General features: G+C 41.7%; 21 protein-coding genes. 16 read left to right on the top strand and 5 right to left on the bottom strand.

Features of this window, described 5'->3' with window-relative positions:
• The first annotated feature begins 94 nt into the window (after nt 1-94).
• From ftsE to Q7A53_RS12715, 3 genes are read left to right on the top strand one after another with little or no spacing between them, the layout of a single operon-like run.
• Nucleotides 95-781, top strand: coding sequence for a cell division ATP-binding protein FtsE (gene ftsE / locus Q7A53_RS12725; protein ID WP_411789550.1), 687 nt, complete (start codon nt 95-97; stop codon nt 779-781).
• The gene (gene ftsX, locus Q7A53_RS12720; protein ID WP_411789549.1) at nt 771-1,664 is read left to right on the top strand and encodes a permease-like cell division protein FtsX; all 894 of its coding nucleotides are present in this window, start codon (nt 771-773) and stop codon (nt 1,662-1,664) included. The genes ftsE and ftsX overlap by 11 nt, the downstream gene beginning before the upstream one ends.
• A 24-nt stretch (nt 1,665-1,688) precedes the next feature.
• Nucleotides 1,689-3,080 (top strand): murein hydrolase activator EnvC family protein, encoded by a 1,392-nt coding sequence (locus Q7A53_RS12715; RefSeq protein ID WP_411789548.1) that lies wholly within the window; start codon nt 1,689-1,691, stop codon nt 3,078-3,080.
• A gap of 103 nt (nt 3,081-3,183) precedes the next feature.
• Here Q7A53_RS12715 and Q7A53_RS12710 read toward each other — a convergent pair whose 3' ends face one another.
• Entirely contained in the window at nt 3,184-5,421 is a 2,238-nt protein-coding gene (locus tag Q7A53_RS12710; protein ID WP_411789547.1) for a cell wall-binding repeat-containing protein, read from the bottom strand.
• A 254-nt stretch (nt 5,422-5,675) separates the two neighbouring features.
• Between Q7A53_RS12710 and Q7A53_RS12705 the strand changes: the two genes are divergently transcribed.
• Nucleotides 5,676-6,038 carry a hypothetical protein gene (locus Q7A53_RS12705; RefSeq protein ID WP_411789546.1) on the top strand — a complete coding sequence of 121 codons (363 nt, stop codon included), beginning with the start codon at nt 5,676-5,678 and terminating at the stop codon, nt 6,036-6,038.
• A gap of 62 nt (nt 6,039-6,100) precedes the next feature.
• Here Q7A53_RS12705 and Q7A53_RS12700 read toward each other — a convergent pair whose 3' ends face one another.
• The 3 genes from Q7A53_RS12700 to Q7A53_RS12690 all read right to left on the bottom strand — a co-directional run bounded on the left by Q7A53_RS12700 (nt 6,101) and on the right by Q7A53_RS12690 (nt 10,051).
• Entirely contained in the window at nt 6,101-8,431 is a 2,331-nt protein-coding gene (locus Q7A53_RS12700; RefSeq protein WP_411789545.1) for a cell wall-binding repeat-containing protein, read from the bottom strand.
• Between the two features lie 174 nt (nt 8,432-8,605).
• Nucleotides 8,606-9,010, bottom strand: coding sequence for a GtrA family protein (locus tag Q7A53_RS12695; protein WP_411789544.1), 405 nt, complete (start codon nt 9,008-9,010; stop codon nt 8,606-8,608).
• A 384-nt stretch (nt 9,011-9,394) separates the two neighbouring features.
• Complete coding sequence (locus Q7A53_RS12690) at nt 9,395-10,051, bottom strand: DUF4396 domain-containing protein (RefSeq protein ID WP_411789543.1); 657 nt, start codon at nt 10,049-10,051, stop codon at nt 9,395-9,397.
• 149 nt (nt 10,052-10,200) lie between these two features.
• Between Q7A53_RS12690 and Q7A53_RS12685 the strand changes: the two genes are divergently transcribed.
• The 11 genes from Q7A53_RS12685 (at nt 10,201) to Q7A53_RS12635 (ending at nt 19,886) form a co-directional block, all read left to right on the top strand.
• A complete protein-coding gene (locus tag Q7A53_RS12685; RefSeq protein WP_411789542.1) occupies nt 10,201-10,518 on the top strand; it encodes a metal-sensing transcriptional repressor in 318 nt (105 codons plus the stop codon).
• A gap of 14 nt (nt 10,519-10,532) precedes the next feature.
• A complete protein-coding gene (locus Q7A53_RS12680) occupies nt 10,533-12,917 on the top strand; it encodes a heavy metal translocating P-type ATPase (protein ID WP_411789541.1) in 2,385 nt (794 codons plus the stop codon).
• Nucleotides 12,918-12,934: 17 nt separating this feature from the next.
• On the top strand, nt 12,935-13,144 hold the full coding sequence (gene copZ, locus Q7A53_RS12675; RefSeq protein WP_411789540.1) for a copper chaperone CopZ: 210 nt from the start codon (nt 12,935-12,937) through the stop codon (nt 13,142-13,144).
• A gap of 236 nt (nt 13,145-13,380) precedes the next feature.
• Nucleotides 13,381-13,992, top strand: a complete 612-nt coding sequence (locus tag Q7A53_RS12670) for a polysaccharide deacetylase family protein (protein ID WP_411789539.1) — start codon at nt 13,381-13,383, stop codon at nt 13,990-13,992.
• 23 nt (nt 13,993-14,015) lie between these two features.
• Nucleotides 14,016-15,212 carry an MGDG synthase family glycosyltransferase gene (locus Q7A53_RS12665; RefSeq protein ID WP_411789538.1) on the top strand — a complete coding sequence of 399 codons (1,197 nt, stop codon included), beginning with the start codon at nt 14,016-14,018 and terminating at the stop codon, nt 15,210-15,212.
• 42 nt (nt 15,213-15,254) lie between these two features.
• A complete protein-coding gene (locus tag Q7A53_RS12660; RefSeq protein WP_411789537.1) occupies nt 15,255-16,073 on the top strand; it encodes an undecaprenyl-diphosphate phosphatase in 819 nt (272 codons plus the stop codon).
• A gap of 21 nt (nt 16,074-16,094) precedes the next feature.
• Nucleotides 16,095-16,667: a DedA family protein gene (locus tag Q7A53_RS12655; protein ID WP_411789536.1), complete on the top strand. Its 573-nt coding sequence runs from the start codon at nt 16,095-16,097 to the stop codon at nt 16,665-16,667.
• A 34-nt stretch (nt 16,668-16,701) separates the two neighbouring features.
• Nucleotides 16,702-17,253 carry an RNA polymerase sigma factor gene (locus Q7A53_RS12650; protein ID WP_411789535.1) on the top strand — a complete coding sequence of 184 codons (552 nt, stop codon included), beginning with the start codon at nt 16,702-16,704 and terminating at the stop codon, nt 17,251-17,253.
• A complete protein-coding gene (locus Q7A53_RS12645) occupies nt 17,246-17,734 on the top strand; it encodes an anti-sigma factor family protein (protein WP_411789534.1) in 489 nt (162 codons plus the stop codon). The genes Q7A53_RS12650 and Q7A53_RS12645 overlap by 8 nt, the downstream gene beginning before the upstream one ends.
• A 15-nt stretch (nt 17,735-17,749) precedes the next feature.
• Nucleotides 17,750-18,580, top strand: coding sequence for a hypothetical protein (locus tag Q7A53_RS12640; protein WP_411789533.1), 831 nt, complete (start codon nt 17,750-17,752; stop codon nt 18,578-18,580).
• A 16-nt stretch (nt 18,581-18,596) separates the two neighbouring features.
• Nucleotides 18,597-19,886: a VTT domain-containing protein gene (locus Q7A53_RS12635; RefSeq protein ID WP_411789532.1), complete on the top strand. Its 1,290-nt coding sequence runs from the start codon at nt 18,597-18,599 to the stop codon at nt 19,884-19,886.
• An 88-nt stretch (nt 19,887-19,974) separates the two neighbouring features.
• On the opposite strand, the gene Q7A53_RS12630 is transcribed toward Q7A53_RS12635, so the two are convergent.
• Nucleotides 19,975-22,011 (bottom strand): PhoX family protein, encoded by a 2,037-nt coding sequence (locus Q7A53_RS12630; protein WP_411789531.1) that lies wholly within the window; start codon nt 22,009-22,011, stop codon nt 19,975-19,977.
• Between the two features lie 447 nt (nt 22,012-22,458).
• On the opposite strand from Q7A53_RS12630, the gene Q7A53_RS12625 reads away from it, so the two are divergent.
• Complete coding sequence (locus tag Q7A53_RS12625) at nt 22,459-24,852, top strand: immune inhibitor A domain-containing protein (protein ID WP_411789560.1); 2,394 nt, start codon at nt 22,459-22,461, stop codon at nt 24,850-24,852.
• Nucleotides 24,853-25,102 lie beyond the last annotated feature (250 nt).

Genomic DNA, 25,102 nt, shown 5'->3' with positions numbered 1-25,102 from the left:
GAATTAAGATGTTATAATGGGTACGGACTTAAGACAGACACATGTATGCACAGCATCATGAACTAGATACAAAAGAGATAAAGGTGAGAGTAAAATGATAGATATGAAGGGTGTTTATAAGACGTACCCCAATGGAGTGACGGCTTTAAACGGGTTAGACGTACATATTGATCAAGGTGAATTTGTTTATGTAGTAGGACCGAGCGGGGCAGGCAAATCGACATTTGTCAGACTTATGTTTCGTGAGGAGAAAGCCAGCAAAGGAACCGTTATGATTAATGACCAGAATTTGACGACTATTAAAGAACGGCGTGTACCTAAGCTTCGGCGGCAGATTGGAGTCGTATATCAGGATTTCCGGCTCCTTCCAAGACTCACAGTTTATGAAAATGTTGCCTTTGCTTTAGAAGTAATTGAAGAAACTCCGGTAAATATCCGCCGCAGAGTAATGGATGTGCTCGACCAGGTTCGTTTGAAGAATAAAGCACGCTTTATTCCGGATGAGCTATCTGGAGGAGAGCAGCAAAGGGTTTCTATCGCACGAGCGATCGTCAATCACCCCAAGCTGCTCATAGCGGATGAGCCTACAGGGAACCTCGATCCCGATACTTCTTGGGAAATTATGCACATTTTAGAGGAAATCAACTCTGCCGGTACTACTGTATTAATGGCAACCCACAGTCAGGAAATTGTAAATACCATCCGTAAACGTGTCATTGCGATTGAAGACGGCATGATCGTGCGAGATGAAGCTCGAGGGGAGTATGGTTATGAAATTTAGAACTCTCGGACGTCATTTTCGTGAAGGTGGTAAAAGTGTTTGGAGAAATGGCTGGATGACCGTTTCTGCGATCGGTGCGGTGACTACTACTTTACTGCTCGTCGGTGTTTTTCTTGCCGTGATGTTGAATCTCAATGAAGTCGCGAACAAAGTGGAAAAAGATGTTGAAATTAAGGTGCTTGTCGACCGGACGGCTAGTGGTCAGGAGGCGGATGCCTTAAAAGATAAATTGAATAGTCTCCCTGATTTAGAAAGTATTAACTTCTCTCCAAAAGAAGAAGAGTTAAAAGAGCTGATTGATAGTTTAGGAGATCAGGGAAAGGCTTTCGAATTATTTAAACAAAGCAATCCACTGAATGATGCGTATGTGATCAAACCGAAGAATCCGACAGACGTTGTGCCCATTGCAAATAAAATTAAAGAATTTGACCACGTGTATAAGGTGGACTATGGCGAAGAAATTGTGCAGCGTTTGTTCCAGTTTAATAAATATGCTAGAAACATAGGATTAGCGCTGATTGTCGGTCTTGTTTTTACAGCGATTTTCCTCATCTCCAATACGATTAAGATTACGATTATAGCACGAGGCAAAGAGATCGGAATTATGAAGTTAGTAGGAGCCACCAATGGATTTATCCGCTGGCCGTTCTTTATCGAAGGACTGATGCTGGGGGTGCTTGGTTCGATTATCCCTATTGCAGGGGTCGCTTCCGGCTATTACTATCTTTACTATCATTTGCGTGACAAGATCAAATTTGACTTTGTCGAGTTACTTCCTTTCAATCCGTTTGTATGGGAGCTCGCAGGAATTATCTTAGCGATCGGTGCTTTTATCGGTGTATGGGGAAGCGTGATGAGTGTTAGGAAATTCCTGAAAGTATAAGTGGAAAAGGGGAGAACAGGTCTGATGAAAAAGTTCAATGTGACAGTATTATCTACACTACTCATAGCTGCCTCACTGCTTGCTTCTTCAGAGCATGTAGCGGCCGACTCTAAATTAGACGACGTAAGAGGCGAAATCAACGATCTCCAGGATAAACAAGGAGACGTTAAGGATAAGAAAAATGATGTTTCCAGCAAGAAAGAACAAACCGAAAAGAAAATTGCTGAAAACGAAAAAAAACAGTCGACTACAGAATCGAATATTACGAAGCTGGTAAATAAATTAGATGAAAATGAAAAAAAGCTTGAAGCAAAACAAGAAGAAATTAAGCAGACAGAAGCTGACATTAAGCAGCTGGAATCGGATATTGCTGAATTAAAGAAAAGGATCAAAAAACGGGAAGAATTGTTAACGAAACGTTTGCGTGCCCTTCAGCAAAATGGCGGGGACGTTAAGTACTTGGAAGTATTAATGGGCGCCCAGAGTTTTGGTGATTTTCTTGATCGTGCTTCAGCGGTAACCACGATTATGGATCAAGACAAAAACATTATGGACACTCATATGAAAGAAAAGAAGCTTTTGCAGGAGAAAAAGGTAAAAGTAGAAGAGAAGAAAAAGCAGCTCGTCCAGGCGAAAAAGGATCTAGAATCCATCAAAGCCCAGCTCGCTGATCAAAAAGCAAAAAAAGAACAAATGCTTGAGAAATTAAAAGAGCAGAATAGCGAACTTAGTCATCAAAAGATGCAGTTAAAAGAGCGTCAGGAATTGCTGGACAAGCAACAGGCATCCATTCAGGCAGCCATGGACGCAGCGAAGAAACACGAGTCCGAAATTCAAGCAGAAATAGAAAGAAAGAAGAAAGCGGAAGAAGCAGCACGTAAAAAAGCTGCAAGAGAAAAAGCGGCGAGAGAAAAAGCTCAAGCGGCTAAATCTACATCCTCCAGTTCTTCAGGCAGCTCGGAAAGCTCCAGCTCTAGCAGTTCCAGCGTATCTCATACTTCTGCTCCGCCAGCAGCAAGTGGAAACTTTGCCCGTCCGGCAACAGGAATTATTTCCTCTTACTTCGGCCCAAGGGACGGCGAGATGCACCCTGGTGTTGATATTGCGAACACGGAAGGTACACCTATTTACGCGTCCGCATCTGGACAGGTCTTCCGTTCCTATGATTCTGACACTTATGGGAAAGTGGTATTTATAACCCACTCTATTAATGGCCAGATCTATACTACAGTTTACGCTCATATGGAACAAAGGCTGGTTGGAGAAGGACAGTATGTTTCCCAAGGAACTCAGATTGGCTTAATGGGAAGCACCGGTGATTCAACCGGACCGCACGTGCACTTTGAATTGCACCGTGGAACTTGGAATTACGCGAAGTCGAATGCGATTAATCCAACTTCTATGATTAATTTTTAAAAGAAAAAAGTCACGAGAAAACCCGAACCAATCGTTACATTGGTTCGGGTTTTCTGCGTTGTACTGTTAATGTTGCTGCTTCGTTGGCTGGTAATCTTCGTGACTATTTAAGATCACTGGTGATCTGCTGAACGACTTGATCTTTCAACACTCCGCCTACGACTCTTAAGTGTTTCACTACACTTGAATGACCGTACTGGGTTAGAAACTGATCAGTTGCTGGATCGAGTTTATCATCGGTTAAGACAAGCGGTGCATTGTATTTATAAGCGAGAGAAGACGCAGATAAAGCATCAGGAAAGTTTTCTCCTGTAGCGGTTAGAACATAAGAGGAAGAGATATCCTCTCTAAAGTAATGTAATACTTTTTGCTGGGTTTCATAGCGTTGAGTTCCTGCCAGCCGGACTACTCGGTCTTTTCCGTTTTGTTTAATAAGATCTTTTTCCACTTGGTCAGAGACAACTCCTGGACCGCCGACTATGGCGATTTGTTTGAAGTTAACGAAGGCTTTGCTTTTGTTATCCATCTTCTCGTTAGTTAAGACGATGGCCCAATTTTTAATGGCCGCAATTGGGGCAGCTCCCAGAGCATCTGGAAAACTGTGACTGGAGGCAACGATTGCTCCTTGAACATTTTTAAGCTCAGCATTCACTTTTTGATTCGTTTCAATTCGGTTTTTACCCGCGATACGATCTACCGTGTATCCTTTGGAAGACAGCTGTTGTTTGATCTGCTCGCTGATAGCATTTGGTCCGCCTAAAATAATGACATTTTCCGTACCTAACCGTTTGAGTTCATTTACAACTTCGGGACGAATTTTATTGGGTCTGCTTAATAAAATGGGTGCATTTCCTTTTTGAGCAGCAAGAGGAGCAGCGGAAAGCGCATCCGCATATGCGGTTGATGTGGACAGAATGACCGTTTTATAAGCATGATCCTTTGGAAATCCGTTTGGATAAAGGGCCTTTGAAACTTCTACGGCCGTTGTTTCCCGGGCATGGGAAGAAATCTCAGTGGATTCAAATGGGTCGGAATTCCCTTTCTGAGGATTTTTCCACACTACCGAGTCATTCTCACTATTAACCACTTCCGTACCTGCCCAGTTTTTAGCGTATTCTACCGCCGGTTTTTGGTGGTAAAACTGCTTGAGCGTTCTTTTAGAAGGAGCGTTCACATGAAATTTCTTTGTTAAATAATTGGTCCAGTGAACTTGATCGGTTTTCGTATTGATGACCGCTGTATGCTTCCAATGCTTAGCATAATCGATGGCTGATTGGGCTTGATAGTTTTTCGAAAGAATCCCATTTTTCGGGTGTTCAACGATAAAATCCTTCAACAGATAGTTGGACCAGAGAATTTCTCCGGTATCATTATCAACGACCCGTGTATGTTTCCAGTGCTCCGCATAGGTAAGAGCATCCTCTTTGGTATTAAACCATTGATTAATGGAAGGGTTCGATACATGATACACGCCATATCGTTGAGAAATATTACTATAAATTCGTTTTTGATTCATTTTATCAAAGACGTACACATTTTCTCGTGATTTAGCGTAGTTAAGGGCATCTTCTTTATCCGCATAAATCTTCAGCCGGTTATTTTGATCATCATACACTTCAAAAACGCTAAAGAATTGATCGGTCGCTTTTCCAATCGCTTGAGCCACCTGATTTTGAAAACTGGATGTCTTAATAAGGGCTTCTTCCTGTGGATTGGACATGTAACCAAGCTCTACTAAGACGGCTGGCATCTGCGCATTTCTGGTGACAAATAAATCATTTCCTGTAATCCCCTCTGGCCCCTCGGAAATGGAAACATCCTTCAAGATCTCTTGATGCATAATGTGGGCGAGTCGTTTGCTCTCAGGTGAATACTTGATTTGCAGTTGGTCTGGGGGAAAATCCTCGTCAACTCCATTGTTAATATCATAATAATAGGTTTCATACCCTCGGACGTGTGGATCTACGGCATCCGAATTATGGTGCAGGGAAATGAAAATGGAATTATCATTATTTCCTTTTGCCCAATCATTTGCTATGTTGATCCGGTTTCTTAAATCGGTATGTACCGGGGAGCCGAAATCCTTATCCGTACTTCGAGTCATGTGTACGGTGTAGCCTTTTTTTTCTAATACACTTCTAACTTGATAAGCTTCATCGAGGTTAGCTTTCTTTTCTACATATCCTGTCTGATCACCGGAATAACCGACAGTTCCTTTGTACTCTCCTCCGTGGCCGGGGTCTAAAATGACGACTTTCCCACTTTCAGCTGCATGGACCGATGAATGAGGGATGGATAAAGCAAAAAGCACGAACAGGAATAAAGGTATACTTTTCTTCAAGGATCTTTTCCTCCTAATTTGAAAGATTTATTTAAGACGTCTGTTTCTATCGTATATCGTTCTGAAACAGTTTACAATTTAACAGTTTTGAAGAATGGGAGAACGGCCTTTGAGAATTTCGGACAAGACTGGAAGAAACTCTTAAAATTTAGCAATTCCAAAAATCCTCCAACATATAGTAAAATAGAAGAATAGAAACCAATTGGATAAATAGCCAGGGACACCTTATTAAACAACTTTGGAGGAGAGTTAGAATGAGAAGGAGTCTGGAATTTACCGACACGGAATTAGTAGTTAAGCTTGGATGGATCAGGTTACTAGCGTTAAAAAAAGATGTCACAATTCCTTATCATATGATTAAGAGTGCGACTGTTGATTATTTTAAACCGCCTGCCGGGACAGTAAGAGTGCCGGGCACCTCCTTTTCCCCGCTTAATATCTATGAAGGAACCTTTAAATATCAGGATTTTCTTTATTTTCTATCGTATGAACACCAGGTCCCTTTGTTAATCATAGAGCTGGTGGGGCATACGTATCGATTTGTTATTCTGGAAGTGAAAAATCCTGATGAGCTGGCTGGACAAATCAGAAGCTGCATCCGCTACACGTATCTTTAACTGATGAAGGTGAAGCAGCATTAAAAGACGACCGTCTGTTTAGAGAAGGTCGTCTTTTTGAATTATTTAAATGTACTCTTTAAAGCTGGTGAAAGAACGCCTTCACCGCCAAAAAAGACAAAGTTGTGAAGCTGTTTCGAGAAATTTGCAACATCACGGTTTACATGATCAGAGTCAGTAAGCAATATGGGCATATCGTGGGAATAGGCATATCTGCTGCCCGATAAAGCATCAGGAAATCTATGGCCATTGGAAATCCCAGCCTGGGTTGCACGGGGATAATACGTGGTGGCAATTTTTAAAGCGGTTAAGGATCGTTCTGTTCCGGCAATTCTTCTAATCTTAGGAATGCCTAACTGCTTTAACATCGTCTCTGCTTGAGGCGGCACAGCGTTTGGACCGCCGATAATCGTAGCCGAAGTGACAGATGGGTGTGTTTGTATATAGGAGATAATTTCTTGATTAAGACCTGCGTTAGCTGTATTAAGCAGGATTGGCGCCTGACTCTTTGTTGCGTAAGGGACGATACTGAGCGCATCTGCAAAGTTATTACCGTCAGCAATAAATAATTGAGCAGGTTTGTCCTTCACATGCTGGGCAATTTGAATGGCGGTTTCTACACGATTTGTTCCTGCGATCCTGATAACAGGGTAGCCAAGATCATGAAATTGCTGGGATACCGCCGAGGATACAGCTCCCGTTCCTCCGAGAACTGTAATGCGGCCATTGTCTTTTAGCAGTCTTTGAGCTTCTTTTAGTTTAGGCTGCAGAACGTTTTGGCGGTCATTTACGAGCATAATGACTCCGTTCAGAGATTTATTTAGCACCCCTCCTGCGAGTGCATCCGGGTAGTTGGTGCCGTCCGTAAGAATAACGGTATCGAGCGAATGGTCCGGGATTTTGTTCGTAAAGGCCTCCGAAGTTTCGTACCGGGTATGACCTGATATTCTGCTGAATGACTTTGGTTCCGAATTTTCGAATGGAAGGGCAGGTTTAGCCTTCCACTCCTCATAATCATGAATGGTGATTCCTTTAAACCCTTTAGATTTAAGCTGGGTATAATAATTCCGGACATGAGCTAGTTCCTTTTCCATATCCACAGTGCTGCGGTTATGGAAGCTTAAATAATCCACACTATTGGGCAGCAATTCCACCCCAATTTCTACTTTTGGAGAGGTCGCGTACTTCATCTCACCTGCAGTTAACTTAGTAATACTATTTGATCCGAGAGCCTTATTCCGATAGGCCATAAGTGTGACATAATCCTGACGATCAATCATTTCTTTATAAAAGTCAGGATAGTGAACTTCTACGGCACTTTGATCCGTCCAGAAAGGCAGGGAGCTCCCTACGATAAATCCTTTACTTTTGGCATAGGAAATATACTGCTTTGCTGAAGCTGACCACTCTTTTAATACCGTCGTGCGTTCATGATCCCATACGTCCATGACATAGGGTTCAATATCAAAGTGGATTCCTGCAAACTGTTCTCTTGGAGAGGCATTGTGGTTATACTTCGCGACAAGGTCAATTCGATGCAGGGCTTCTGAAGTGTAGGCTTTCAGTCCCCATTTGGGCTGTCCCATCAGGGCATGAACTGTGATTCCCTGATTGGATGCTTTTTGAATGAAAGAACGATAGACAGGGTCCGGAATTCTCGTGTCAAAATGGAGATAGATATTGGTAACCTGCTGATCAGTTAGAAATTGCATAGCTTCCTCAAGGTTCTTCGTAACTGACGGGCTGTCCCAAATCCAGACGTTCTTCTCGGTATGATATTCATTAAGAGCATCTTGAATGGCCTGGGTATATTGATTAAGTTTGTCAGTTCCATTCGAAGGGGCTGCTGAAGAAAGGTTACCTTCACCACCAGTTAAGAAAGCTTCTCCCTGGGCTTCTGTAAATATAAGAGAGACCTCTTTCTTATCCGTTGCTTGAGCTTGATAGTTTTCTTTAACGGTAAAGCCGTTTAGACGGAGGTGTTTTTTCATCAATTGTTTTAATTTCAGATTTCCGCCGCCGATAGACGTGACCGCTTCGGATCCTTCTTCGCCTTGAACGGTGATCAGTGATTCAGCTTCTACCAAAGGATCGATAGGAACCAACTGTGATTCCGTTGCATTAGACGCTGGTTTGCTCAACGAATAATAGTTGTAGATCGTTCCCCCTGCTTTTTGGGCAACTAGAGAAGTAATGGGAGCAAAGCGGCTGTTATTCTTTCCATTCACTAATGTAGTAGAATGGTTATTTACGTAATAAAATTGGCAGTCTGTCTGGCATACATCATGACTGCTATCAGCGGCGTCAGCTTCAGCTGCCACCGAATCAACCGTCTCTAACCCAATGAACAGCAGACAAATAAATAATAGAACAATAGATTTATAGAAAGACACTTCCTTGCAACTCCTTCTTTAGTCACCTTAAAAGTAAGATTCTTTAAAAGTATACAAAAAAAGCTGAGTAAAAAGAAAGAGATAAAAATGGAAAAGTACCTTAATATTCATAAAATAGTAAAAAATACCTGATCCATAAGAACTTGTGAACGTTTTAATAAACGAGAGGACAAACTAGAACACAAAGTACTTCTGCCCCAGGTAATTGGAGATCGTATAAATCCCTGCCCCGCAAAGAATAGTAAAGTCTCCTTGATAAGGCTCCATGAAGACAGGGAGAAAACTATACCCATATTGGATAATGGGAATACTCACCGAGTAGGAAAAGAAATAACAGATAAGAATAACGACTATGAATTTCCACGCACTTTTGTTAAATGAAGTAGTACTTTTAAATGTAAACGTACGGTTTAAAAGATAACTTATGATAGCACCCACGACGGTTCCCAACAGGGTTGAAATGTAGTAGGACACGCCTGAATGGAAGGAAAGAAAGGTCACGGACAAACCGAAAATCGTATTGACTATTCCCACAGCCAGAAACCGGAGGAAACTGTTTTGAAAGATCGTCGTTTTCATGGGGTGATCCTTTCGTTCCTATGATGATTCAGACCATTTCTAAGAGTATGCTCTGGGTCGAAAATGCGTGTGGGTAAAGTCATATATCTGAGACGCTCCTTCTTCGATTTGATACTAAGCTAAGTGCAGGATTTCTTTCTATCTTACTTTAGCTGTCCTATTCTACTCGCATGAAACAGAAAATAGTGTTCGATTGAAACGAAGTAAGATTAGAATCATCTTATCATGAATTTTACTAAGGAAGGGCAAATTCTGAGCCACGGTCTTGGTAAAGGAGATCGTTCCTTTAGTCGAAGGAAAATGAGTGTATTCGGCATCCGGATTTCATTCATTAAAAAAGCTCAATGGACAGGCACTGAGGCGACCATTGAGCTTTTTTCTTTATTACATCGCTTCTTTTATTCCGACTTTCACTAAGAACCAGTTTGCAGGATAGCTTGTAAGGAACCCGAGGATCATCGCAATCTGCATCATAAACCAGTATGTTGGTTCATGCGGTTTAGGCGGTTCGGTAAATAGTAAATAATGTACAATGGCCATCCAGCCGAACATGCCAATTTCAAAAGCAATCAGCGACAGCGAATCAGCTTTAATCGCTTCTTTAATCGCATTCATAGCTCCAGCTTCCTTGTTCATCGGGTAAATCGCATAAAATTGAAAAATGATTCCAAAAATATAAGCGAGAATAAACTCTACGGTATAGTGAGCAAATAATGTGGTACCAGCTATCATAAGACCAGTCAGCGCGACAATCGGCACCCCGACTGCATCGCCAAACGAGCAGCCTGCTGCACAGTGGCTGGTAGAAACAAAAACTTTTGCCGGCTGTCCGCGGTTATCATCTTTCTCTAGGTTCTGCGCTTTAATTCTTCCCCATTTAAAATAAGTCCACAAGGCAATCGGACCAAAGAACCAGCCGTTGATCGGCCAGACGACATTCATAACCTTCATCATTTGTGGATGTTTGATCACATCCATTAAAATGATAAGGGAAGATAATAGTCCAATAGCTAAAAAGATCCAGGATATAACACTTAACATGAACATCACCTCATCAATGTATTTAGTATTCACATACCCCGTATCAGTATTTTGTTAAACGTTTAAAGAAGAAAAAACTCATGTTTCAATTGGTTGATTTAAAATACCTTAAAGGGGTATATTATGAATAAGGGAAGGGAGCATCCACCATGTGCGATAATCATTTACCTGAAAATAGTGGTAAGAAACCCGTAACTCCAAGAACGGATGAAGAAAAAACAGCAGTCTTAAATCGTCTGAAACGAATAGAAGGTCAAGTAAGAGGGATTCAAAAAATGGTAGAAAACGATCGCTATTGTGTTGATGTGTTAGTACAAATTTCAGCGATTAATAATGCCATGAATAAAGTAGGCTATTCATTATTGGAACGGCACACCCACCATTGCGTGGCCGATGCTATTAAGCAAGGCGAAGGGGAAGAAGCCATTGATGAATTAATGAAGGTCATTCAGCAATTCTCCAAATAAGGAGGTAACATCTCATGAGTGAGGAAAAAAGTGTGAACGTCGGTATTACAGGAATGACTTGTGCCGCTTGCTCCACCCGGATTGAAAAATCACTCAATAAAATGGAGGGCGTAGAAGCTCAAGTAAACTTAGCGATGGAAAACGCTAAAATTCAATACAATCAAGATCAGGTGAATTCAGCGGATATCCAAGCAAGAATTTCAAAGCTAGGCTATGACGTGCTGAAAGAAACGATGGAGCTGGATATTTACGGTATGACCTGTGCAGCCTGCTCGACTAGAATAGAAAAAGTTCTCAATAAGATGGAGGGGGTACATCAAGCCTCTGTTAATCTCGCTAATGAAATCGCACATATAGAATATTATCCTGGTCTGACTGAAACGGAGGAACTCATTGCCCGAATCAAAAAACTAGGCTATGATGCCGAACCGAGGGCGGATCGGGAGGATAAGCAGTCCCATAAGGAAGAACAAATCAAACGGCAGCGAGTGAAGCTGATTGTTTCAGCTGTACTCTCTTTGCCGCTGCTGCTTATGATGGTTAACCATTTCATCGGTCTCCCCGTTCCCGAAATTTTAAATAATCCGTGGCTGCAGTTTGTCCTGGCCACTCCAGTTCAATTTATTATTGGCTGGCAGTTCTATGAAGGTGCTTATAAGAATCTGAAAAATGGTTCAGCAAATATGGATGTTCTCGTGGCGCTCGGGACCAGTGCCGCTTACTTTTATAGTCTGGCGGAACTCATCCGGTCTCTTTTCACCACCACAGAGGCACACCTTTATTTTGAAACGAGTGCAATTTTAATCACCTTAATTTTACTCGGCAAATATTTTGAAGTTATCGCAAAAGGAAGGACCACTCAAGCGATTTCCAGTTTATTAAATCTGCAGGCGAAAGAGGCAACTTTACTGGATAATGGGGTCCAGAAAAAAGTTCCCGTTGAACAAGTGAAGGCGGGGGACCTGCTGCTCGTCCGTCCCGGTGAAAAGTTCCCTGTGGATGGAATAATAGAGAGCGGACAGACCGCTGTGGATGAATCAATGATTACTGGAGAGTCTATCCCAGTGGAGAAGCAGGAGAGTTCTCCTGTAATTGGTTCTACGATAAACAAAAATGGCACGGTTCACATGAAAGCAACGAAGGTAGGCAAGGATACGGCGCTTTATCACATCATTCAAGTGGTAGAGGAAGCTCAAGGGTCTAAAGCGCCGATTCAGCGGTTAGCCGATGTGATCAGTGGTTACTTTGTCCCGATTGTAGTTGGCATAGCGCTGGTTATGTTTTTCGTGTGGATGTTTGCCATTCAGCCTGGCAATTTAGCTTCTGCGTTAGAAGCAGCAATAGCTGTGCTCGTTATTGCCTGCCCCTGTGCACTTGGTCTGGCCACTCCAACTTCAATTATGGTTGGGACAGGAAAAGGAGCTGAAATGGGGATTCTTTATAAAGGCGGGGAATACCTGGAAGCGGCTCATCGCTTAGATACGATCGTTTTTGATAAAACAGGAACCCTGACGAAAGGCGAACCGGAAGTGACGAATTTCACCGCAGAGGATGACGAAATAGTAAGTCTTGTGGTCAGTGCTGAATGGCAATCGGAACACCCGCTTGCAGGTGCTATAGTGCAATATGGAGAAGCGAATCAGGTGCCGACCGTTGAAGTTGATCAGTTTGAAGCTCAGCCCGGGTTTGGTGTGAAAGCCGTCATTCAGGGGCAGCAATTATTAATTGGTACAAAGAAATTACTGACTCAAGAAGAGGTAAACTTTGAATCCTATCAATCCTTAATGGAAGAATGGGAAGCTGATGGGAAAACGGTCATGCTGGCCGCTCTTAATGGCAAAGCGAGAGGACTGATTGCGGTTGCAGACCAAGTGAAGCCAACAGCCAAAACGGCGCTGTCCTCTCTAAAGGAAATGGGAATTCATTTAGTCATGCTGACAGGCGATAATCAAAGAACAGCGCAGGCCATCGCCAAACAAGTAGGAATTGATGAAGTCATAGCAGAAGTCGTTCCAGAACAAAAGGCCCACCATGTCGATCAGCTGAAACAACAAGGAAAACGAGTAGGGATGGTCGGAGATGGTATCAATGACGCACCTGCCTTAGCCACCGCAGATATCGGCATTGCTATCGGAACAGGCACGGATGTTGCGATTGAAGCGGCAGACTTAACGATTCTAGGCGGGGAATTAACTCTTATTCCTCAGGCGATCCTGCTCAGTAAGAAGACAATGAAAAATATTAAGCAGAATTTATTCTGGGCCTTATTCTATAACACCGCAGGGATACCGATAGCTGCTGCCGGACTGTTAGCTCCGTGGTTAGCAGGAGCAGCGATGGCGTTCAGCTCTGTTAGTGTTGTTAGTAATTCTCTTAGGCTGAAGCGGGTAAAAGTATAAGCAAGGAGGAAATCATAATGAATACGAAACAATTAGAAGTGCAAGGGATGACATGCGGGCACTGTGAAAGTGCTGTGAAAGGCGCCCTTCAGGAGTTAACTGGAGTAGAGAACGTAGACGTACATCTTGATTCAGGCAAGGTGGAAGTGACGTTTAAAGAAGGAACGGTTACTGAAGCTGACATGAAGGAAGCAATAGAAGAGCAAGGTTATGATGTAGTCACTTAATAATGGTGAGTCTCCCCCATACCCGAACAGGGTATGGGGGATTTTTTTTATAAAAGCATAATCTCGGTGAACTTTCTTAGTAGTACTGCCGTCTTTTCCTATTGAGTCCATCATAATTATAAAGAGAATCATAGGAAAGGTTGAGATCTATGAGGTTTTTAAAATACTTGAAAGCCTTGGTATTCTTTGGAGCTTGCTATATGGTTCTTCCTACTTTGATCATGAGAAGGTTTTCGATGAAGCGAATCCAGCAGCCGGAAGAGGGACCAGGAGTTTATTTAACGTTTGATGATGGCCCTGATCCACTTTATACACCTAAGCTTCTTGATCTATTAAACAAGTACCAGGTTCCCTGTGTATTTTTCGTAGTCGGTGAACGGGCACAGATGTATCCAGACTTGATCAGGAGAATGAATGCGGAAGGACATGCTCTCGGCATTCATCATTATCAACATAAGAGCAGCTGGTTTATAGGTCCATATTCCTTAAAGAAACAAATAGTGACCACAGGGAACATTTTGGAAGAGATTACCGGTTTGAAGCCGGTGTATTACCGCCCTCCGTGGGGGCATTTTAATCTCTTTTCGCCTGCTGCAGCGAGAAATTTTCAAGTGGTCATGTGGGATGTTATTGCGGGAGATTGGAAGGTAGGGCCCCGGGAGCAATTACTGACTCGTCTAATGAACAAAGTCAGAGACGGAAGCATTGTTGTTCTTCATGATTGCGGAGAGACACTGGGAGCTGACTCCAAAGCTCCTGCTGTTATGATAGAAGCTTTAGAAGCATTCATTTTAAAACTTAAGGACAGTTCCTTTCAATTTAAGAGATTAGAAGATCGCCGTAAATAGTATGGTTAAAGGGGGAAATAACCATGAATAAAATTCTATTCTTACCTTTGTTTCAGATGCCTTCCGGGCACCACCACGCCGCAGATGCAATTATTGACGGGTTGAAATCGCGCAGTGAGGAGATAGAGTGTAAAAAGATCGATTTCTTAAGTGATATCAGCCCTTTTCTTGAAAAAAGCGTTGCTTCCTTTTATTTAAAATGGATAAAAGCGTCTCCTAAAACGTACAACCTGGCTTATCAGCGATTTTCTTATACGAATGAACCTGATAAAAAGCCGTATCTTTGGTACGAGAGATTGTTTCTGAATAAAATGGAGCAATTAATTATTCGGGAAAAACCTACCTTAATTATTTGCACTCACGGTTTCCCTTCCTACTTTGTTAGTCGTTTAAAGATGAAGCATAAGATAAATATTCCTGTGATCAACATATACACAGATTTCTTTATTAACGATATTTGGGGAAAAGAAGGCATTGATTATCACGTCGTGCCCAATCTAAGGATAAAGAAGCAGCTCGAAAAGAATGATCGAGTGAGTCCAGAACGTATCATTTGTTCAGGGATTCCTGTGCACGAAGTATTTACCGAGAAGATAAAAATATCTCCTTTAGAAAACAAAGAAAATTATTCAATCTTAGTTGCCGGGGGGAGCAGCGGGCTTGGAAATATGTCGGAATTATTAGAGGAAGTCCGCTCCTCGAACGCTGACTTTAAAATTCTTTGCGGAAACAACGGTGAATTATATGAGCAGATTGTCAATCTTAACCATGAAAAAATCACTCCCGTCCCCTATCTTTCTTCTAAACAAGCGATGAACAAGCTGTATGAAGAGTGTGACGCCATCGTGACCAAGCCAGGGGGGATAACCATTAGTGAAGCTTTAAAAAAACATCTGCCCATATTTATTCATTCCAGCCTCCCTGGCCAAGAAAAAATCAACGAAGAATTTCTTGCTAAGGAAGGATTGGTTTTTCTACTGAATAAAGAAAATTCTTACATTGATCAGATGATGAATGTGCTGGAAGATCCAATATTACTTAGGGATTACTTGCGGAAAGTTGAAAACTATAACCAGCAGCTTGAGTCATCGATCCAAGTCGTGTACTCCATTGTTGAAAAGATCATCTTAGAGGGGCAAAGATCTTATGTGATCGCTCACTCTTTAAAGCAGCATCGCTTTCCATTTTTAAAAAGAATGACTTCAAAATATAACCACTAATAGAGAAGAGTCAAAAGGTCTTCAGGATAGGAGTAAGAATAAATGAATTCACTGTTTTTATTAATTAAGTATGCCTTCCTTGGTTTAGTCCAGGGCATTACGGAACCACTGCCTATTTCATCAAGCGGTCATCTGGTCATTATCGAACATTTGTTAGGTTTGCACATCGAAGGCTTAAGCTTTGAGGTGTTAATGAATTTCGCTTCGTTGTTAGCGATCCTTTATGCTTTTCGCGAAGACCTTTACCGAATGACTTTAAATGGATGGGATTATGTACGGCATCAAACACCTTCGTCTAAAGCTGATTTCTATTTAATCTTGTATGTTATTGCAGGGACTATACCGGTGGGCATCATTGGAGTATTATTTAAAGATCAGATCGAAAGCTTTTTCAAAGGGCTGACGGTGATTGGCTTTGCCTTAATTATTACTGGCGCTGCTCTCTGGATGATAAGAAATTTAAGAGGGTATAAAGCGGAGCAGCAGTTGACTTTTAAAGATTCTTTACTTGTCGGTCTCTCCCAGGCGGTTGCTTTAATTCCGGGCATCAGCCGGTCAGGAGCAACCATTGTTACTTCTCTTGCGATTGGGATGAACCGGGAAACAGCTTTCCGCTTCTCCTTTTTACTTTACCTTCCTGTTAGTTTAGGGGGAGTCATTATGTCATGGAGTGATTTATTTCATACTGCAAATGGCAGTCAGCTGGTAGTTCCGTATATTGTGTCCTTTATTTTGTCTATGCTGGCGACTTATTTTGCTTTACGCTGGTTTAAACAAATAGTATTGAATGGGAAGCTGGGCTATTTTACCCTTTATTGTTTATCCATGGGGATTCTAGTTATCCTGGCTGCTCAATTCTAACTAGATAGGAACGATCCTTCTATGAGTCTTGATTTTGTTACACAGCAAATACAAGTATTTGGCTACTGGATTATTATAATAGTGTTAATTTGTGGAATAATAGGAGTACCGGCACCAGAAGAAACGTTTATGGTCTTCCTTGGTATGCTGGCTGCTAAAGGTCATCTTAACTTTGGGTTATCCTTGCTAAGTGTGACTACAGGAGCTTTTATTGGTATGATGCTTGCCTATTTTATCGGAAGGAAAGCTGGGAAATCGTTTATAGAACGATACGGAAAATATGTAAAGTTAACAGAACAAAGATGGGAAAAAGCAGCCGGGGACTTTCGAGAGTCTGGGAAATGGCTTGTGTTTACCGCTTTTTTCTTCCCAGGTTTTAGACAACTCAGCCCTTATATAGCAGGAACCAGCGGCTTAAGTTTGCTTCCTTTTATCGTACTTAGTGCTGCTGGAAGTTTTACCTGGGGGCTCGTATTTACGGCGGGCGGGTATTTTCTAGGAGACCACCTTCCGCTTAGTTACTTGCCCTGGGCAGGTGGATTAGCCCTGCTAGCATTTATCCTAATCTCAATAAAGAAATACAAGTCGAACTAGATAAGCTATGCTCTATCTTTTTAGGAGCTGAGGAATGGTGAATGAAGAATTATATCGACTGATTCATGACGCTAAAAATGGAGATAAACACGCGTACAATGATCTTGTCGGCATGTATAATGCTAAAGTGTACCGCCATGCCTTTGCGATGACAAATGATCGGATGGAGGCAGAGGATATTGCCCAGGAAGCTTTTATAAAAGCTTTTTATTCTTTACATCGACTGGAGAATGAGTATGCATTTGTAAGCTGGATGACAAGAATTGTCCACAATCTTTGTATGGATCGGATAAAAAAGAAAAAGCGTGAAGGAAAAAAACATGAAAAAATGAAAGAAAATCTCACCTTTCAAGACCGTCAAAGCTATCAAGATCAGCACCTGAACACGAAACTGACGATTGAGGAGGCTATGCAGAGGTTAACGAAAGAACATCGAGCCGTCATCAGCTTGTGTGACATTCAAGGGTTTACTTATGAGGAAATGGCCACAATTTTAAAAGTTCCACTAGGGACCATTAAGTCCCGTATCTATTCAGCACGAAACCAATTGAAAAAACATTTGTTGAGGGGGGAAGATAATGAGTGAGCATGTTTCAAATTTACTGAGTGCTTATATTGACGAGGAAGTTACGAACAAAGAAGCAGAATTAGTGGAGAAACATTTAACTGACTGCTCTGCTTGTTATCAAGAGTACAAGGATTTGAAAAGGACGAAGCAGTTCATTGGGGAAACCTATGAAAACGTGTCCGTTCCCCTCTCGTTGGAAAATACTATTATCAATGAGCTGCAGGCAAGTGAAAAAGAGAACCGTTCAAAACGCATGAAAGTAGCTGTGGCAGCAGGGATGATCTTTATGGCGATGATCTTTACCATCCTGCATTTTATTCCAGGTGGACTGACTCTGGGTTCAAGCCTCTTAAGGTTCTCATTCACTTTACTGCACGCTTCTGCACTTAGTTTAAGCACTTTTCCATATTTATTTGGAGTTCTAGGGGTGATTAGTATCATTCTCATGGGAGTATTAGCAGTAGTTGTACAAAGATATTATTTAGTGGAAAAGTATTAGAAGGGACGTCTTTCAATGAGAAAAGTAATTATCATTCTTATGGGAGCTTTACTTTTATCCTTGTATGGGCTTCAAACTCATGTATCGGCGGCAAGTACGATTATCAGCCATAAAGCTACTGTCGTTCCTCAAAATAAAAAGGTGGATAACGTGATCGTGTATGGGAAGGATGTAAGGATTGATGGTCATGTTCAAACAGCCGTGATCGTTGTCGATGGCAGTCTGACAATTAAAGAACATGCAAAACTGGACGGCTATGTATTGGTGCTGGGGGGAAATATCTATCAGGAGCAGGGAGCCGATATACCGGATGAAATCTTTCACCTCAATTTCAACGATCGTTCACTAAACAGTCTGTTACTTGGCGGTCTTACTGTCGCAGGGATCTCTTTAGTTAAGCTTGTGTTTAGTTTATTTATTTTACTTGTTACTTTTTTAATTGCCTATTTAGGGGAACAGAAAGTTTTTGAAGTCTCTGAAACATTTAGAGAAAGATTTGGCAGGGTTTTCTTGACAGGTACCGTTGTAACTATTCTGCTTGCCTTTTTATTTGGATTATTGATCTTATCATTATTTGGAATTCCTATTGTACTACTCGTACTCATTCCTTGTCTTATCTTTTGGCTGATAACGATTTCAGCTTTCGGCCAAATGCTTGGTTTTCAAATATCAGCTACTGGGGGGAGTCCTGCTTGGTTTTTGCTCCTCTTTGGCTTATTCATCATTATGAGCGTATTGAATTTTCCTTTGCTTGGAATTATCCTCCTTTTAATAAGTGTATTTGTGTCCAATGGATATATGTTTGAGTGGATCATGAACCGGTTTACGAAAAAAAGTCAGAGCTGAATGGAGGTGGAGTCGTTTGCATATCCTGGAATGGGTCAATCAATATGGTTACATCGTTTTGTTTGCCTCGTTATTTCTTGAATTAATGGCATTGCCGATCCCGACAGAGTTATTAATGACTTATATAGGATTTCTAAGCTTTCAAGGAGAAATGAATCTCTATGCTGCCATATTGATTGCCTTTTTAGGGAGCAGTGCAGGTATGAGTCTGACCTACTGGATTGGACAGAAAGTAGGCATTACTTTTTTTGAGAAGTATGGCGCAAAGTTCCATTTTGGACCAGAGCGACTCCACAAAACATCACGGTGGTTCCAAAAGTACGGGCAGAAAACGATTATTTTTGCCTACTTTATACCTGGTCTTAGACATTTGACAGGCTATTTTTCCGGAATTACTAAAGTTTCGTTTAAAACGTATATGGTATTCGCTTATACAGGAGCCCTGATTTGGGTGGGAAGCTTCATTACGATCGGTCAAATTCTCGGACCGCAATGGGAAGAATATCAAGGGGATCTGAAGCTGTACTTGCTATTTATCGTACTTGGGGCTGCCGTTGTTCTATTCTTATATCAATTAATTAAGCAACAGGGGGACAAAATCCTTGTCTTTGGTATTGATTTATTCAAGCGGGTTCTCCCCTATCTGCCCACGGTTAATAGAATTCGAGTGGTGTTCGCTTTATTAGCTGCCTTATTTATTGGAAGCTTTGCTCTCATGATTGGGTTAATTCAAGATTACATGGGCAATGAATTTGGAAGGTTTAACCAAATTACTAAGATGATTATTGACTCCATTCTTACGGATGGGTTTATACCTCTATTACAATTCATTGAGGGGATGGCCGCACATCAATTTCTACTGATCATATTTGTGAGCGGTTTAGCCTTAATCTGGTTTAAGCATATGAAAGAAGAAAAGATGGATATTCTCTTTGGTATGATCATCATTTCAGGAGGTTTTCTGCTTGAGAAGGCTCTCCCTTTATTCTTTACTCTTATAAAGGAGTATGCTCACCTGGGCAGCGGCAGTACTTTTCCAAGCGAAGTGACCTTGATTTCTATTATTGTTTATGGCTGGTTTGCTTATGTCATTCTTGTAAGAATTCAGCATAAGTGGATAAAGACTTCGATAACCAGTCTGCTTGTATTATTACTCTTTTTAATAGGGATCGGTAGAGTTTACCTTCACATGCAATCACCTGGCAGCCTTGCTGCGGGATATGTGTTCGGCTTAGTGTGGCTGAGTCTTTGCATTGGTGCGAAAGAAATGCTTCATCTCCTGACCTATTTAAAAGTAGAGAGTTAATAATCACGAGATGATTTAATCACAAGGACCCAGCCCATCTTAAGAGGGCTGGGTCTTTGTGATTCTATTTTATTTGTAGGGGAAATAGTTAGTCCTTCTTATCATCGTGTCCCCAATGCTCATGGTCTGCATGATTCCCACGGGAATGGTTTTCCTGATCGTGTTTATCTCTCCCATCAAAATCACCCTCTTCGTGGCCATGGTAGTGATGGTCTTCAGAACCAATGCGGCCAAATGGAAGTCCAGAAATGTACCCCACACCGCCAGTTTCTTCAATGCCTAAGCTATTTTGGATTGCTTCTTTAAGTTCGCTTTTATCAACAGCTGTAATATTCTTTTCGCTAATGTCTGCACCAGGATGCTGATAATTGCTTAATAAGTAGCGGGAATTTCTTCCTGCCTTTGCAGCGTTAAGACCTGTAGCTTCTGCTCCTACTGGTACGGACAGGATTCGGGAAAGCTTCTTTGTTTCCACGTTATAAGACCAAACAAAGTTATTGGTATGCATATCGCTGTCTTCGCCGATGAATAACGTATTCATGTCATCGGAAAAAGTTAAATTATCAGGGTTAGCTACTTTGTCTGGATTTGCTGTATTCCCATAAGCATCCGGAGATTTCAAATCTTCTCCCAAGACTAGTCCGTGCATATCGGCTGCTACCAACTTACTGGATATGGAATGATGAAGGGAATCGTTTTGGTTGTTCTTTAAATCAATTTCGTACGTGACGCCTGACTCTTTCTTAGGAAGCTGGATATCGTCTTGTACGCTCCCTTGTTGTTTCTCCATGCTGCCTTCCTGATAGGAAATCGCTACATAAGCTTTATGTTCTTTTTCATTAACTGCAATTCCTTCCATTTTATTAAATTCGGAAGTGGCTCCAAGGATCGCTCCATAGCGGCGGGATTCAAGGAATGCAGCGGCTTTTTCCATACCGGGCTTCACTTTTAAATATTCCACTTCGCTGCTGGAATTAGTCTTGATGGCGGTATAGCCTTCTTTAGGCTGATCAGAAGCAGCGAAGATGTCACTGAACTGGACTCCGCTATTAATTATTTTTTCAATTTCCTGATCATTTGCATGGCCAAGTTTTATCCAATCTAAATCAGCAGACCCGCCATTTTGGGAACCTGTTTGATTAAATTTAGCGGCATACAGTGTGCCTTTAGAGAAGTCTTCCGCTTTATCAGCTACGTACATAAACATCATCGTGTTGCTGCCATCATCACCGAATAGCGCAGTCTTATGATCAGGAAGGACTTTCATAATTTCATGAGAGAAGCGGCCCGTGCTGTAATGCTTCACTACAGATGCACTGCCCTTGTGATTCACTGAAATCTCCGGGATCCATCCATAGTAATAAGGATTTGCTTTGGAAGCATCACCAAAGTAGAAATCAGCGAAGCTTCGCACATTTTTATAGGCACTGGAATCCTTGTTTTCAAAAGCTCGTGCATCTGGTTCATATTCTTCGGAACCTAAATGTGTGTCCCAGTCCGTGGTTGAGCCATTACAAGGATTCCAAAGTCCGTGGACAGAAGAGAAATCAATCTTATTGGCATCTTGGACTGTTAACTCACCCGTTTTTTTATCGCGGTTTAATTGAGTCAGAGTCATGGAAGCTGGAAGACCAGAGACGCTTTCTCCTGCATTATTTTTGGAATCATATTCATAGTGAGAAATCATGTACTCCTGATTTCCAATCGTAAGCAGGCTATTGGCATCTGGCGCATCAGAGATGTAATAAGAAGGCTCATCAGGTACGCTGTAGTCTATGATCGGATCTCCGTTAACATCAATCGGTGTACCCGCAGGGATTTTTTCACCTTTGTTCGAGACGACTTTGTCTTTAGATAGGAATAATTGATCGTAAGAAAGCGGGAGCTCTTCGGTGCTGCCATCTTTATATGTAACTTTTACTGTGGCTTTTGTGTACGTTTTAATCATTTGATCAATCGTAGTGGGGGCATCCATAGAATTAAATTCTACTTTTGCAATAGCTTGGTTCCCAGGATTGAAATAGTGTCTTTCCTTATGGTCATCATTTGAATGAGCTGAAACAGTAAATGAGCTGGAAGCGAGTAAAGCTAACGATAAACCAAGTGTCATTCTTTTTTTTATCATAAAATTCCTCCTCAAATTTTCTACACCTTTATTACATCACACGAGTATTAAGCAGCTATTAAAGATAGGCGGCTAATTAAAATTGAGAGTAAAAATTCAATAACAAAATAATGACAAAATAAGGGAGATATGACCTGAATCAAATAGCCCGATTAAGAGCAATTTTTGAAAGTTATCCTCATAGGATGCAGGTGAATAGGATCTATTGGCCGGGAGTTTTAGAGAATTCAATGGAAAAAATGAACAAAAAGTATTGATTATTCGACAATAGCCGCAGATAGGCAATAGAGGGATTTAGGATAATTTAACCGTTTTCATAGAATAGTAATATGTAATATTTACAATTTTCCAACAATTTTGTACAATTTTCTTTGGAGTTAGAAAAATATGGTTACATATAACTCCATATTCTTACATAGGAGGAATTGGATGAAAAAGAACAAGTCTATCAAGAAGAAGCAGATTGCTTCTACTGCTATGGCGTTAGTAATTGGTCTGAGTACTTGGGCCGGTGGAGCTTCTGCTGCGCAGCAATCGAATGCAGAGCAAGCATTGAAGGAAGTTTCACAATCAACCTATAACTCACCGGTCGATCTTGGGATTGCAAATGATGAGAAGTTAATCGAAATGCTGAAGAAAGAAGGTAAAATTAAGAAGAACGCAAGCCCAGAGCAAGCGAATAAAGTGTTGAAAAAATACTTAAAATCAAAGACTGTGAAACAAGCAAAAGAAGAAGATACCGGAGAATTGGTGAAGAAGCATGAAAAAGCCTTAAAGAAAAAAGCGCATGAAAAAGGTTTAAAACACGGGAGAGGAAATAAGCATGGCCATGGGAAGTGGAATAAAGTAGCTCCTGTGAAGGAGGAAGCCTATAACGGAGAGGTCAGAGAAGATAAAGTACTTGTGCTTAATATTGATTTCCCAGATTATGAAAAGAGCTCGATAACGAAAGATGAGACGGACATGTTTTACGAAGACTATACTCATGATCATTTTCAAAATATGATTTTTGGCGAAAATGGCTATAAAGGACCGAATGGTGAAAATTTAATTTCTATGAAGCAGTATTATGAAGCCCAATCCGGCGGCAGTTACACCGTTGATGGGGATGTAGCCGGGTGGTATACAGCGGATCATCCAGCCGCTTACTACGGAGGAAACTATCCAACTCCAGATGGCAGTGACCATCGTGCAAGAGAGCTTGTTCAGGAAGCCTTAGCGAAAGCTGCAAAAGATCCCAGTGTAAACCTTGCAGACTATGACCAGTGGGACCGCTATGACCTGGACGGGGATGGAAACTTAGCTGAGCCAGACGGAATCATTGACCACTTAATGGTCATTCACTCTGGAGTAGGAGAAGAAGCAGGCGGCGGTTCTCTTGGAGCAGATGCAATCTGGTCGCACCGCTGGAGTCTTGCATTTCAATCCGACGGCAGCCCATTCACTGTTCCCGGCTCAGAAGCAACTGTACCTTATTGGGGCGGCCAAATTGCTGCCATCGATTATACGATCGAACCAGAAGATGGCGCAGCGGGAGTCTTTTCTCATGAATTTGGTCATGATTTAGGCCTTCCTGATGAGTATGACACGCAATACTCTGGTTTAGGGGAGCCCATCTCTTACTGGTCGATCATGTCAAGCGGCAGCTGGGCCGGAGATGTGCCAGGAACCGAACCAAGCGGATTCAGTCCATACGCGAAAGAAATGCTGCAGAACTTGCATGGCGGTAATTGGCTGAGCGGCGACACTATTAACGCTGATGATGTTACAAGGAGAGGTAAAGAGATTCTTTTGGATGAAGCTTCTACCAAAGGAACGAATAATGACGCTGTACGTGTGGACTTACCTCAAAAGGAAAACATCGTGAATACACCAGCTAGTGGGGATTACGAGTACTTTAGCGGAAGCGGAGATAATTTAACGAATTCAATGACGACTTCAATCGATTTAACCAACGCTTCAGAAGCGGCCTTGAACTTTAAAACGTGGTATTCCATTGAAAAAGGGTATGATTACGCTTATGTTCAAGTATCTGAAAACGGACAGGATTGGACCAATATTGAAGGAAACATCACGAACAATGATGATCCAGCTGGAGCCGGCGCTAACTTAGGGAATGGCATTGATGGAACGTCAGATGGCTGGGTGGATGCAAGCTTCGACCTTTCCGATTTCACAGGGAAAAACATTCAGCTGCGATTCCGTTATGTGACCGATGGAGGATTAGCTCTTCCAGGATTGTATGTAGATGACATTCAAGTAACTGCTGATGGTGCAAACGTGCTTTCTGATGATGCGGAAGGTAATTCTGCATTTAACTTCGCTGGCTTTGCAAAAGATACAGGAAAATTCTTTTCTGATCAGTATTATCTATTAGAATGGAGATCTCATGACGGTGTTGATGAAGGATTGGACCATATACGGCGTGGGAATAGCCTCATGTCCTTCGATCCAGGTCTGGTGGTATGGTATGTGGACGATGCTTACAATAACAACTGGACTGGGATTCATCCGGGAGAAGGGTTCCTTGGAGTGGTAGATGCCGATCAGCATACGAACTACTGGAGCGATCACACTGTAGCAGAAACTCGCTACCAGGTTCACGATGCGGCGTTTAGTCTTGATAAAACCGAGAAGATGTTCTTAGATTACACGGATATTTTTGGATTGACTTTAAAAGATTACTTTACTAAACGTAATCCACTGTTTGACGACAGGAAAGATTATTCTAGTCCTCGTGTTGTAGATGCGGGAAGAGATATTCCGACTTATGGATTGAAATTCCGGGTCGTAGGAGAAGCTCATGACAAATCTGCAGCTAAAATTATGATTTACAAATAAATCTCGTAAATGAGGTTAGGAAAAAGTCTGTCAGCCATTATTAAACCCGAACGGTGAAGGGATGAACGCTCCCTCATCGCTCGGTTTTTTTTCTGCCAGCGTGATGTAGAATTTCTTGCCGTTTACAAAGGACGTATTATACATTACCCATTTATCTTAATCTGGCTCCCCTGATGAACAGGAGAAGGAAGTTTAAAAAAACTATTCCAGCTTAGGAAATACACGAAGACTTCTGCGGGAGGACCAGCAG

This window comes from Halobacillus rhizosphaerae, from assembly GCF_046719735.1.
In the GTDB taxonomy this organism is placed as follows: Bacteria; Bacillota; Bacilli; order Bacillales; family Halobacillaceae; genus Halobacillus_B; species Halobacillus_B rhizosphaerae.
Note: the sequence above shows the minus strand (reverse complement) of the source record. Positions and strands in the feature narration are given on the sequence as shown.